General features: G+C 72.7%; 5 protein-coding genes and 1 pseudogene. 5 read left to right on the forward strand and 1 reads right to left on the reverse strand.

Going from position 1 to position 14,035, the window contains the following annotated elements; translation table 11 throughout:
* The coding region (locus MTDSW087_RS30560) for a hypothetical protein (protein ID WP_210248273.1) at window positions 1-196 on the forward strand (196 nt) is incomplete at its 5' end.
* Between the two features lie 262 nt (window positions 197-458).
* Here MTDSW087_RS30560 and MTDSW087_RS07000 read toward each other — a convergent pair.
* A complete protein-coding gene (locus tag MTDSW087_RS07000; protein WP_144762110.1) occupies window positions 459-680 on the reverse strand; it encodes a hypothetical protein in 222 nt (73 codons plus the stop codon).
* A 404-nt stretch (window positions 681-1,084) separates the two neighbouring features.
* Here MTDSW087_RS07000 and MTDSW087_RS30740 point away from each other — a divergent pair.
* From MTDSW087_RS30740 to MTDSW087_RS07015, 4 genes and pseudogenes are all read left to right on the forward strand, one after another.
* A pseudogene (locus tag MTDSW087_RS30740) lies at window positions 1,085-1,214 on the forward strand (IS5-like element ISMra2 family transposase); the annotation flags it as partial.
* Window positions 1,215-1,417: 203 nt separating this feature from the next.
* Window positions 1,418-1,765: a hypothetical protein gene (locus tag MTDSW087_RS07005; protein ID WP_144762113.1), complete on the forward strand. Its 348-nt coding sequence runs from the start codon at window positions 1,418-1,420 to the stop codon at window positions 1,763-1,765.
* Window positions 1,766-2,143: 378 nt separating this feature from the next.
* Window positions 2,144-3,085 carry a LysR family transcriptional regulator gene (locus MTDSW087_RS07010; RefSeq protein WP_144762116.1) on the forward strand — a complete coding sequence of 314 codons (942 nt, stop codon included), beginning with the start codon at window positions 2,144-2,146 and terminating at the stop codon, window positions 3,083-3,085.
* Between the two features lie 317 nt (window positions 3,086-3,402).
* On the forward strand, window positions 3,403-13,917 hold the full coding sequence (locus MTDSW087_RS07015; RefSeq protein WP_186383761.1) for an Ig-like domain-containing protein: 10,515 nt from the start codon (window positions 3,403-3,405) through the stop codon (window positions 13,915-13,917).
* The last annotated feature ends 118 nt before the right edge of the window (window positions 13,918-14,035 follow it).

Consider the following 14,035-nt stretch of genomic DNA (forward strand, 5'->3'; position numbering starts at 1 on the left):
CCCTCGTCAGCCTGCCCACCCTGGCAGCCTGATCCTCCCGGCCCAAGCCGGTGATCGCGATGGCTCTCAACGAGCTACACCACGCCAAGGGACACGACCCTACATCGTGAACCGCGACGGCAGCGACGCCCTGCCGAAGTGCTGGCACAACGGCGGCTGCTCGACCTACGGCAGCACGTTCGTCATTCTCGACTGAGCCGCCGCGCGTCGCGATTTAGGCATAGCGTCAAATCGCGAAATTCGGCCGCTGGCGGCGTCGGCGTGCTTCGACGCAGTAGGGAGCCGAGTGGGCCCCGCACCCGCTGGCGTGGCGATACCGCGATTTCGCCACATCCAAGGACGTGTTTCGGAAGCCGCCGGACCCAGGGCTCAAGGCCCTCGAGGTCTGTCGGGAGCCCTGAGACTTCGACTTTCGGGATCGATGTCGCGAAAGCTCGAAATCGCTACGCGTGTCAGGTCTAGCTGAAGGCGCCCCAGCTCGGGTTGCCCTCGTAGCGCTTGGCCTCCTCCGCGGCCCTCTGTGCGGCTTCCAGTTCGTCGACCTGCTTGGATAGCCGCCGGATGTTGGTGGGCTTCCAGGACTCGCCACGGGACGTCTGACGGCCCATCGCGTTGAGGCCCTCGGCGATCTCGTGCGCTTTCTCCTTGCCCGCCTGGCGCAGCTGCTGGACGAGGGGCATGAGCTCCCGGACTTCGCGGTCAGCTCGAGCCTTGTTCGCCTCAGCACCCTTCGCCTGGGCTTCCGGCAAGTTCGTGGGATTGCCGAGCCGGCGGAGGAGAACCACCGGCATCAGTAGTTTGGGGGCTTTAGCATCCTCAGATGCGAGCCTGCAGCAGCTGTCAGCAACTCCGTTGCGGCCCCTATGCGCCGCGAAAACGTAGGCGCACACCATCGCGCTGCGGCAAACAGGCCAACCTATTGATATAATTGAGGCTACGAAGTGCTCTGGAGAGCTGGGTCCTCCGCCTTCGGAGGGCAACGCTCTATCCAGCTGAGCTACGGGTGCTGAGCCGCCCTGTGATTAGCCGAACGGCATCGACCGCGCAACGGGCATGCGGAAGAGATTGGGCTCGAAGGGATCCTCGCGCAGCCCTCAGGCAAAGGTCACGCGGTCGAGCGCGTGGTCAGCCGGCTCGAGCCGTATCGCCACTCGGCTCACGAGAAGCGGGCCGCCAATCGCCTCGCCATGGTCACGCTCGGCATCACCATGCTCCGGGAGAACGGCTCCAGGCCTGCGCACCCGAAAACCGATGGCGCCCGGCCCCCAAGCAGCCTCGAGGCCGCGGCGTTCCCGCCACCAGGCGAAAAATCATTTGCCCGAGATGCGCGGCTTTTTACGGACGCCGGGAAGGTTCCTGAAAGCGGCCCGGCAAAGTCTAGCCATTCATAAAAACGGGCTTGGAGGAGCATATGCAGATGACTGCAAATGACAATCCGTCGGATGCGCAGCGTGATGCGCGGATCGTCCTGCGCAATTGGCCAAGATTGTATGAGTGCAGGGTGTCGTATCTGAGCGGTGGCCTGGCGCTCGTCACGACCAATCTCGCGCGCGACCTGCCGAGCGGGTTCAGCCTCGCCGTCGCTCCGGATTTCACCCCGCGGCCCTGCTCCGTCGTCTGGCGCGGGAAGCGGGCGGTGGAGGTGGTGATGTTCGACGAGACCCGCAGCGCCGGGCATGTCGGCCCCGCCTACGACCGCGACGCCGGTCCGAGGCGGGGCCAGAGCCCCGTGCATTCGTCGGACCGGCACATCCATTTCATCTGAACAGGAGACCTCCGGAGCGGCGCGATCGAGACGATCGTGCCGCTCCGCCGGACAGAACCTCTGGAAGAACCAAAGATCCGGTGCGATGCGCAGCGGCCGGGATTGATGTCGGCGCGTGGCGCGTCCATCAGGGTGCAGGAAGACTGAACCGGCCCGCGCAACGACGCACCCGTCAGGGTGCGAATAAGCCAGTATTCGGAGTTGATACGACGGCATAGACGAAGCTCATCGCAGGTTAAGTAAAATTTTACCAACGCTCTAATCCGGCGACATCTTGCCGGATCGAGAAGGTTGATGTCCGCAGTATCTTTGCTACCTCTGGTTGTAGATCCCTCAAGGGGAACCCGCCCGAGCTGATCCGCAGAGAGCCGCAGGTCGATGTCGCATCCGCAAGTCCTGCGTGACCTGGCTCTCTTCGTCGAAGTGGCGAAGCGCAAGAGCTTCAGCCGGGCCGCGGACGCCCTTGACATGCCGATCTCCTCGCTGTCGCGCCGGATCACCCAGTTCGAAGCCACGATCGGCGTGCGGCTGCTCGATCGCACCACGCGCAAGCTCGCTCTGACCGCCTATGGCGAGGCTTATCTCGTGCAGGCGACCCGGGTGGTCGAGGAGGCGCAGCGCAGCTTCGAGGACCTGGTCGCCCAGGCGAAAGGGCCGAGCGGCCATCTGACCGTCGCCGTGCCGACCGACTTCTGGGTCACGCAGCATCTCTCCGGCATCGCGTCCGACTTCGCGCGCCAGCACGCGCAGGTCCATGTCCATCTCGACCTCCGCTCCGGCCCGGTCGACCTGATCCAGGAGAGCTACGACCTCGCCATCTGCACGGAGGTCCCGCGCGAGGCCTCGCTCATCGTGCGCAAGGTCGGCGCGCTCGAGAACGGCCTGTTCGCGGCGCCGGACTACCTGCGCGCCCGGGGCCGGCCCGAGCATCCGAGGGACCTCGGCGGGCACGAGGTCCTGCTGACGGGCGCGAGCGCGGCCTGGCCGCTCAGCCGCGGCACGCAAACCCACACCGCGGAGGTGAGCGGCCGCCTGTCCTGCAGCAGCCTGAGCCTCGTCCGGCACCTCGCCCTCGCGGGCCGCGGGATCGCGGCGCTCAGCCTGAGCGATGCCGGGCTCGACCTCGAGGCAGGCCGGCTGGAGCGGATCCTCGACGGCTGGTCCCTCCCGCCGACCGAGGTCTTCGTGGTCACCACCTCGCGCCTCGTGCCCGCGAAGGTGCGGGGCTTCATCGACTTCCTCGTGCAGCGCCTGGGAACGGCCTTCGCCGAGGGCCGCCGCACCGCCGACCCCGCCGCGAGCCGGAGCGCGGCGGGCTGAGCGCCCGCCCTCGACGCCGCAGCCCCCTCCCCATCCCGATCCCGAGCCGCCCCTCCGGACGACCGGAGCGGGCCGGTTCCGTGCGCCCGCTCCACGCGCCCGCTCCACGCACCCTGCATGCGCAGCCGGAACGCGCATGCGTCATCCATGTCGTGGAAAGGTCCTTTCCAGCAAGACGACTGTCGATACAGCAGGGGCTGCTCCAGCTTCTCTAGCGAAGTCGCTGACTATTCGGCCGAATGTTTGTGCTGAATGGCCGGTTAACGACTGTCGCCGCTCCGCGATCGGAGCCATCGAATCTGGACAGGTATTCGCAGATGGCCACGCAGACATTTGACGGTTCCGTTGGCGCCTCGGGCAACCCGCTGACGATCGGCGGATACGTCTATGCGCTGCGGACGAATGCGGGTGCCTCGACCGGCACGCTCGCCGTCCAGCGCGAGCTCCTCGGCGACGCCGTGCTCGGGCTGAACTCGACCACCGGCTACCTCTCGATCTCGCAGGCCTCCGGCACCGCCTTCACGCTGAACAGCCTGGTGATCGACCGGGACATCTCCGTCCTCGGCAGCACCGTCTTCGTCGGCTACCGGAACGGCGTCCAGGTCGCCACGCAGGTCGCCGGCAACCTGATCGGCATCGGCGACCAGCCGGTCACCTTCACCGGCAGCCAGTGGCAGAACATCACCGAGGTGCGGGTCTTCTCCCGCGACCTGCTCGACGTGAACATCGGCGTCGGCTTCGCGATCGACGACGTCGTGACCACCGACACCACCGCCCCGCTCGTGCCGACGCTGAGCGCAGGGGTCGCCGCCACCGCCGACACCACGCCGACGCTCACCGGCACGGCCGAGATCGGCAGCACGGTGACGGTCTATAACGGCGCCACCGCCCTCGGCACGGCGACCGCGGGCGCGGACGGCCGCTTCTCCTTCACGCCGACGACGCCGCTTCCCGACGGGACCTACAGCTTCACCGCCCGGGCGGCGGATGCGAGCGGCAATGTCAGCGCCCCCTCTGCCGCCATCGGCCTGCTGATCGACGCGACGGCGCCGACCGCGCCGGTCTTCACCGCCGGCGGCGGCCTCATCAACGACACCACGCCGACGCTCACCGGCACCGCCGAGGCCGGCAGCACGGTGACGATCTACAACGGCGCTACCGTGCTCGGCACGACGGTGGCCGCGGCCAATGGCAGCTTCAGCTTCACCCCCGCCACCGCCCTGAGCGAGGGCAGCTACGGCCTGACCGCGACCGCGCGCGACGCGCTCGGCAATGTCAGCACCGTCTCGACGGCGCTCGGCGTGACGATCGACGCCACCGCCCCCGGCATCCCGACCGTCGCGGCCCCGGCCCTGACCAACCTCCCGACCCCGACCATCACGGGAACGGCCGAGGCCGGCAGCACGGTGACGCTCTACAACGGCACCGCCGTGCTCGGCACCACGGTGGCGGCGGCCAACGGCAGCTACAGCGTCACGCCGACGACGCCCCTGGGCCAGGGCAGCTACAGCCTCTCGGCGACGGCGACCGACCCCGCCGGCAATGTCAGCGCGCGCTCCACCGCGACCGCGACGGTGATCGACCTGACCGCGCCCGCCGCCCCGACGCTGAGCGCGGGCGTCGCCGCCACCGCCGACAACACGCCGACGCTCACCGGCACGGCCGAGGCCGGCAGCACGGTGACGATCTACAGCGGCGGCACCGCCCTCGGCACCGCGACCGCGGGCGCCAACGGCAGCTACAGCTTCACGCCGGTCACCGCGCTCGCGGACGGCAGCTACAACTTCACCGCGGTGGCGCGCGACCCCGCCGGCAATGTCGGCACGGCCTCGTCCCCGGTGGCGCTGACCATCGACACCACCGCGCCGGGCGCGCCGGTCTTCACCGCCGGCGGCGGCCTGACGAACGACTCGACCCCGACCGTCACCGGCACGGCCGAGGCCGGCAGCACGGTGACCATCCTCAACGGTGCCACGGTGCTCGGCACCGCGGTCGCGGCGGCCGACGGCACCTTCTCCTTCACCCCGGCGACGCCCCTGAGCCAGGGCAGCTACAGCCTGACCGCGACCGCGCGCGACGCGCTCGGCAACACCTCGCCCGCCTCGGCGGCGCTCGGCGTGACCCTCGACCTCACGGCCCCCGCCGCGCCGGCCATCAACCCGATCGGCGCGACGAACGACGCGACGCCCACGATCACCGGCACCGCCGAGGCCGGAGCCACGGTCACCATCCTCAACGGCACCGCCGTGCTCGGCACCACGGTCGCGGCGGCCGACGGCACCTTCTCGTTCACGCCGGCGAGCGCGCTCGCCGACGGCATGGCGAGCCTCACCGCCACCGCCCGGGACGCGGCCGGCAACGTCTCCGCCGCCTCCGTGGCCACGATGCTCAGCATCGACACGGTCGCGCCCGGCCTGCCGGCCATCGCGGCGCTCGGGCCGACGAACGATGCGACGCCCACCATCACCGGCACGGCCGAGGCCGGCAGCACGGTGACCATCCTCAACGGTGCCGCGGTGCTCGGCACCACGGTCGCGGCAGCCGACGGCAGCTTCTCCTTCACGCCCGCCACCGCGCTCGCCGACGGCACCCTCAGCCTGACGGCGACCGCCCGGGACGCGGCCGGCAACCTCTCCGGCACCTCGGCGGCGGTTCCGCTCACCATCGACACCGCCGCGCCCGCCGCGCCGGTCATCGCGGCGCTCGGGCCGACGAACGATGCGACGCCGACCATCACCGGCACGGCGGAGGCCGGCAGCACGGTGACCATCCTCAACGGCACCGCGATCCTCGGCACGACCATCGCCGCTGGCGACGGCACCTTCTCGTTCACGCCGACCGCGGCGCTGGCCGACGGCGCGGCAAGCCTCACCGCCACCGCCCGGGACGCCGCCGGCAACCTCTCCGGCGCCTCGGCGGCGGTGCCGCTCACCATCGACACCGTGGCGCCGGCCGCCCCGGTTCTCACTCCCCTCGGGCCGACGAACGACGCGACCCCGACCCTGACCGGCACGGCAGAGGCCGGAGCCACGGTGACGATCCTCAACGGCACCGCGGTGCTCGGCACCACGGTGGCGGCCGCGGACGGCACCTTCTCGTTCACGCCGACCGCGGCGCTCGCCGACGGCACCGCGAGCCTCACTGCCACCGCCCAGGACGCCGCGGGCAACACCTCGCCGGTCTCGGCGGCGCTGCCGCTCACCGTCGACACGGCCGCGCCGGGCGCCCCCGTCCTCGATCCGCCGGGCACGACGAACGACACGACGCCGACCCTGACCGGCACGGCGGAAGCCGGCGCCACGGTGACCATCCTGAACGGGACTGCGGTGCTCGGCACCACCATCGCCGCGCCGGACGGCCGCTTCACCTTCACGCCGACGACGCCCCTGGCGGAGGGCACCGCCAATCTCACCGCCACCGCGGCGGATGCGGCGGGCAACGTCTCCGCCCCCTCGGCCTCCGTCGCCCTCGGCATCGACACGGTCGCGCCCGGCCTGCCGACCCTCGCCGCGCTCGGGCCGACGAACGACGCGACGCCGACCCTCACCGGCACGGCCGAGGCCGGCGCCACGGTGACCATCCTCAACGGCGGCGCCGTGCTCGGCACCGCGGTGGCGGGCGCCGACGGCAGCTTCGCCTTCACGCCGACCTTCGCCCTGCCGGACGGCACCACGAGCCTCACCGCTACCGCCACGGACGCGGCCGGCAACGTCTCCGGCGCCTCGGCGGCAATCCCGCTCACCATCGACACCGCCGCGCCCGCCGCGCCGGCGCTGGCGCCCCCCGGGATCACCGCCGACAGCACGCCGACCATCACCGGCACCGCCGAGGCGGGTGCGGTCGTCACCCTCCTCAACGGCACCACGGTGCTCGGCACCGCGGTGGCGGGCACGGACGGCAGCTTCGCGATCACCCCGGCCGCGCCGCTGCCGGACGGCAACCTCCTGCTGACGGCGACCGCGCGCGACGCCGCCGGCAACCTCTCGCCGGCCTCGGCCGCCGTGGCGCTCACCGTCGATACCAGCGTGCCCGGCGCGCCCGGCGTCGACTACGTCCCGCCGACCAACGACACCACGCCGGTCATCTCCGGCACGGCGCTGGCGGGCGACGCGATCGCGATCTTCAATGGCGGCGTCCTGGTCGGCAGCGGCGCGGTGGCCGCGGACGGCACCTTCTCGATCGAGCTCACCACCCCGCTCGCCGAGGGCAGCAACGCGCTCACCGTGATGGCCACCGGCCCAGGCGGCACGCCCTCCCCGGCGGCGCCCCTCACCGTCCTCGTCGACACCATCCCGCCGCCCACGCCCGCGCTGACGGGCTTCCCGAGCCCCACCAACGACGCGACGCCGACCATCACCGGCACGGCGGAAGCCGGCAGCACCGTCACGATCCGCAGCGGCGGCGCCGTCCTCGGGACCGCCGTCGCCGACAGCACCGGCGCCTTCACCTTCACGCCGACGGCCCCGCTCGCCGACGGCACCGCGACCCTGACCGCCCAGGCGCAGGACGTGGCCGGCAACCTCTCGCCCGTCTCCGGCGGCGTCGCGCTCACGGTCGACACGGCCGCCCCGGGCGCGCCGACCATCGCCGGGCTCCCGGCGGTGACGAGCGACGCGACGCCGACCATCACCGGCACGGCGGAAGCCGGCAGCACCGTCACGATCCTCGACGGCACGACCGTGCTCGGCACCGTCGTGGCCGGCGCCGACGGCACCTACACGCTCACCCCGGCGACCGCCCTTCCCGACGGGACGATCAACCTGACGGCGACGGCGCGCGACGACGCCGGCAACCTCTCGGCCACCTCCGCCCCGGTCACGCTGGCGATCGACACCGCCCCGCCGGCGGCTCCCGTCCTCGCCGGCCTGCCCGGCGCGATCGCCTCCGCCACCCCGACCATCACCGGCACGGCGGAGGCCGGCGCCACCGTCACGCTCTACAACGGCGCCACGGCCCTCGGCACGGTGACGGCGGCCGCCGACGGCAGCTTCAGCCTGACGCCGGGCGTGCCCCTGCCGGAGGGCAGCGCGACGCTCACGGCCATCGCCCACGATGCGGCCGGCAACGGCTCGGCGGCCTCCGCCGCCGTCACCGTGCTGGTGGACACCACGGCGCCCGGCGCCCCGGTGATCACCACGCCGGCCGGCACCACCGACGACACCACGCCGACCCTCACCGGCACCGCCGAGGCCGGCGCCATCGTCACGATCCTGGATGACGGGACCGCCATCGGCACCGTCCAGGCGGACGGGGCGGGCAACTGGACCTTCACGCCGGGCACGGCGCTCGCCGACGGCGCGAACCTGATCACTGCGACCGCCACGGACGCGGTCGGCAATGTCAGCCCGGTCTCGGCCGGCATCACCCTGACGATCGATGCCGGCGCGCCGGGCGCGCCCGTCCTCGCTCCGCTCGCGCCCACCAACGACACCACCCCGACCCTCACCGGCACCGCCGAGGCGGGCAGCACGGTGACGATCAGCGATGGCGGCACCGTGCTCGGCACCGCGGTCGCCGATGCCAACGGCGCCTTCAGCTTCACTCCGACGACGCCGCTCGGCGACGGCAGCTACAACCTCACCGCGACGGCCACCGACACCGCGGGGAATGTCAGCGCGCCCTCGGCCCCGGTCGCGGTGACGATCGACACGGCGCCCCCCGCCATCCCGGTGGTGACGGGCGGGGCCGCCCCGCCCGCCGATACCACGCCCGCCATCACCGGCACCGGCGAGGCCGGCACCACCGTGACGCTCATCGACGGCACCAATCCGGTGGGCACGGCCACGGTCGGTGCGGACGGGACCTTCACCGTCAGCCCGACCAACCCGCTGACGGAAGGCCAGCACAACCTCGCCGTCCAGCTCACGGACGCCGCCGGCAATGCCAGCGCGGCCTCGACCCCGGTCGCCGTGGTCGTCGACACCACCGCACCGGTCGCCCCGGTGGTCACGGGCGGCGGCGGCGCGACCGCGGATACCACGCCGGCCATCACCGGAACCGGCGAGCCCGGCGCGACGGTGACGCTCTTCGAGGGCGCCAATCCGGTGGGCACCGCCACGGTCGGAACGGACGGCAGCTTCACGGTCAGCCCGACCAACCCGCTGGCGGACGGCTCGCACGACCTCACGGTCCAGCTCACCGACGCCGCCGGCAATGCCAGCGCGCCCTCGGCCCCGGTCGGCGTCGTCATCGACACCACCGCCCCGGACGCGCCGGTGCTCGCGCCGCTCGGCCCGACCAACGACACCACGCCGACCTTCACCGGCAGGGCCGAGGCCGGCAGCACGGTCACCGTCAGCGATGGCGGCACCGTGCTCGGCACCACGATCGCCGACGCCAACGGTGCCTTCAGCTTCACCCCGACCGCGCCGCTGGGCGACGGCAGCCATCAGCTCACCGTCACCGCCACGGACGCCGCCGGCCAAGTGAGCGCCCCCTCGGCCCCGGTCGAGATCACGGTCGACACCACCGCACCCGTCACCCCGGTGGTGACGGGCGGGGCCGGCCCGACCGCCGATACGACGCCCGCCATCACCGGAACGGGTGAGCCCGGCACCACCGTGACGCTTCTCGACGGCACGACCCCCGTGGGCAGTGCCACGGTCGGGGCGGACGGGACCTTCAGCGTCAGCCCGACCAACCCGCTCACGGAAGGCTCGCACGACCTCGCCGTGCAGCTCACGGACGCGGCCGGCAATGTCGGCACGCCCTCCGCCCCGGTCGGCGTCGTCATCGACACCACTGCCCCGGCCGCGCCGGTGCTCGCGCCGCTCGGCCCGACCAACGACAGCACCCCGACCCTGACCGGCACTGCCGAGGCGGGCAGCACGGTCATCATCAGCGACGGCGGCACGGTCGTCGGCACCACGGTCGCCGATGCCAGCGGCGCCTTCGCCTTCACCCCGGCCACGCCGCTCGGCGACGGCAGCTACAGCCTCACCGCGACGGCCACCGACACGGCGGGGAACGTCAGCGCCGCCTCCGGCCCGGTCGAGCTCGTCGTCGACACGGCGGCCCCCTTCGTTCCGGTGGTGACCGGCGGCGGCGGCACGACGGCGGACACGACGCCCGCCATCACCGGCACCGGCGAGCCCGGCACCACCGTGACGCTGCTCGACGGCACCAACCCGGTCGGCAGCGCCACGGTCGGCGCGGACGGGACCTTCACGGTCAGCCCGACCAACCCGCTCACGGAAGGCGCGCACGACCTCACGGTCCAGCTCACCGACGCCGCCGGCAATGCCAGCGCACCCTCCGTGCCGGTCGCCGTCGTCATCGACACGGGGCTTCCGGCCGCGCCGGTGCTGGCGCCGCTCGGCCCGACCAACGACACCACGCCGACGCTGACCGGCACGGCCGAGGCCGGCAGCACCGTCACGATCAGCGATGGCGGCACCGTGCTCGGCACGACGGTCGCCGACGCCAACGGCGCCTTCAGCTTCACCCCAACGACGCCGCTCGGCGACGGCAACTACAACCTCACCGCGACGGCCACCGACGCGGCCGGCCAGGTGAGCGCGCCCTCGGCACCCGTCCAGGTGACGATCGACACCGCGGCTCCCGCCATCCCGGTGGTGACCGGCGGCGCCGGCCCGACCGCGGACACGACGCCCGCGATCACCGGCACCGGCGAGCCCGGTGCCACCGTGACGCTCCTCGACGGCACCAATCCGATCGGCAGCACCACGGTCGGCGCGGACGGGACCTTCACGATCAGCCCGACCAACCCGCTGACGGAAGGCCAGCACGACCTCGCGGTCCAGCTCACAGACGCGGCCGGCAATGCCAGCGCCCCGTCGACCCCGGTCGGCGTCATCATGGACACCACGCTTCCCGTCACTCCGGTGATCACGGGCGGCGCCGGTCCGACCGCGGACACCACGCCGGCCATCACCGGAACCGGAGAGCCCGGCGCGACGGTGACGCTGCTCGACGGCACCACCCCCGTGGGCAGCGCCACGGTCGGGGCGGACGGAAACTTCACCGTCAGCCCGTCCAATCCGCTGACGGAAGGTCAGCACGACCTCGCCGTGCAGCTCACGGATCCGGCCGGCAATGTCGGAGCGCCCTCGGCCCCGGTCGGCGTCGTCGTCGACACCACCGCGCCCGTCACCCCGGTGGTGACCGGCGGCGGCGGGACGACAACCGACACGACGCCCGCCATCACCGGCACCGGCGAGCCCGGCACCACCGTGACGCTCCTCGACGGCACCACCCCCGTGGGCAGCGCCACGGTCGGGGCGGACGGCAGCTTCAGCGTCAGCCCGACCAACCCGCTGGCGGAAGGCTCGCACGACCTCGCCGTGCAGCTCACCGACGCCGCCGGCAATGCCAGCGCGCCCTCCGCCCCGGTCAACGTCGTGGTCGACTCCGCGGCGCCCGTCAGCTTCACCGTCGCGACGACGGCGGACGGGATCCTCAACGCCGCCGAGGCGGCAGCCACGGCCTTCACCGTGGCCGGGTTCGGTGCCGGCGCCACCGGCACGGCCCTGTTCAGCGACGGCACCCACGTGGTCAGCGTGGCGGTCGACGCCGACGGCACCTACACGGCCGACCTGCGCGGGCTCGACGGCCCGGTGACGACGAGCCTCGCCGTCACCGACGCCGCCGGCAATCCCGCCAATGTCGCGGGGCCGACCCTGAGCCTCGACACCCTGGCGCCGGCCGGCACCGCGGTCGCCGATACCAGCGGCGGCGCGGGGGCGACGAGCTTCACCTATGCGGTGAGCTTCCCCGAGGCGGTGACGCAGGTCGGCGTCGAGGACTTCGTGCTCACCGGCACGAACGGCGCCAGCGGCACCATCACCGCCGTCACCGGCTCAGGGGGCGCCTACACGGTCACGGTGGCGGGCGTCACCGGCAGCGGCAGCCTGACGCTCGCCCTCGCGGCGGGCTCGGACATCGCCGACGCGGCCGGCAACGCCGCCACCCTCGCGCCGGCCTCGCGGCCGGTCGGGGGCGCCCCGGGGCTCGAGCCGCCCCGGATCACGAACTTCGACACCGATTCGGGCGTCGTCGGGGACGGCATCACCAACGACAACACCCCGACCCTCTCCGGGACGGGGATCCCCGGCGGCACCGTGCAGGTCACCTCGGACGGCCTGCCCGGATCGCAGCCGCTCACCGCCGCCATCGACGCGCAGGGCCATTGGAGCCTGACCGCGCCGGCGCTCGCCGACGGCAGCTACAGCCTCGTGGCGACCGCCACCGCCCCCGACGGCACCGTCTCGACGCCCTCCGAGCCGCTCCGGATCGTGATCGACACCACGCCTCCGGCGCCCCCCGTCTTCACGGGCGTGGTGGGCGACGACGGGACCGGCACCGTGAGCGATTCCACCCCGACGCTCGCGGGCACGGCGGAGCCCGGCAGCACGGTGGAGGTCGCCTACGGCACCCCGCAGGGCCCCGCCGTCCTCACCGGGACCACGGGCTCCGACGGCCACTGGTCCATCGACGTGCCGACCCTGGCGGACGGGAGCTACACCTTCACCATCGGGACGGTGGACCCGGCCGGAAACCGCGGCAGCGCGACGGCGCAGGTTTCCGTGGTGGTCGATACGGGCCCCGGCGGCCCGGGCGGAGGCGGCACGCCCCCGGCCCTGACGGCGGACGCCAACCAGGCGGTGGCGCACGCGCCCGCGGTCAGCGGCAACCTGCTGGCCAACGACGCGGGCAGCGGCCTGCACGTGACGGAGATCCGGTTCGCCGACGGCCTCACGGTCGCGGTCCCGGGCGAGGGCAGCGTCCACGTCGTGGCGCAGCACGGCACGCTGACGGTCGCGGCCGACGGCAGCTACAGCTACCAGGCCATCGGCTCGAACAGCCTCCTGAACGGGGCGAGCGCCATCGAGCACTTCACCTACACGGCCGAGACCGATGCGGGGCAGAGCGCGCAGGCCGCGCTCGACATCCGCATCGACGGGCACGCCCCGCAGGCGAGCGCCGCCTTCGACTTCGCGCTCGTCGACGCGCGGGTCGAGCTCGCGGGCGAGTCCCTGGTGCTGATCGGCCCCGACGGCGTCGTCCGGGACATCAGCGGCATCGACACCCTGCGCTTCACCGACGGCGAGGTGCAGAACAGGGACGACAATCCGCTCGTCAACGACATCTTCTACTACGCCAACAACCACGACGTCTGGACGGCGCATGTCGATGCCGATGTCCATTTCGCGATCTTCGGCTGGAAGGAGGGCCGCAACCCGAACGCCTATTTCGACACCAAGGCCTATCTGGCGGAGTACCAGGACGTGGCGGCCGCCGGGATCAACCCGCTCGACCACTACGTGCAGAACGGCGAGCGGGAGGGCCGCAGCCCCGGGCCGGACTTCACCGCCGTCACCTACCTGCACGAGAACCCGGACGTGGCGGCCGCGGGCGTCAACGCCCTCGCGCACTACCTGCAATACGGCCAGGCCGAGGGACGCACGATCTACGAGGGCGACGCCCGCGGGCCGAACCCAGACATCGGCGCCTTCGATCCGGCCTTCTATCTCGCGCAGAACCCGGACGTGGCGGCAGCCGTGCCCGGCGGTGAGAACCCCGGCACCTTCGCCCTCCAGCACTACCTGACCTACGGGGCGAACGAGCTGCGCAACCCGAACGCGCTGTTCGATACGGCCTACTACCTCCAGCACAATCCGGACGTGGCCGCATCGGGCGCCAACCCGCTCCTCCACTACCAGGAGGTCGGCTGGCTCCAGGGCCGCAACCCGAGCGCGGCGTTCGACACCAACACCTTCCTCGAAGGCCATCCCGACGCGGCCCAGGCCGGCATCGACCCGCTGACCTACTACCTGCAGCACAGCCTCCAGGACGGCCGCGCGACGGTCTGAGCCTGACGACCGGGCCGGGCGCGCGCCTCCCGGCCGCGCCCGGCCGCTTCCTCCCCTCCGCATCGCAGCCGCGGCGACTGTCGCCGCGGTGCCGTGCCCCTCCCTTGCAGCGAGTGTG

This window comes from Methylobacterium dankookense (assembly GCF_902141855.1).
Lineage (GTDB): Bacteria > Pseudomonadota > Alphaproteobacteria > Rhizobiales > Beijerinckiaceae > Methylobacterium > Methylobacterium dankookense.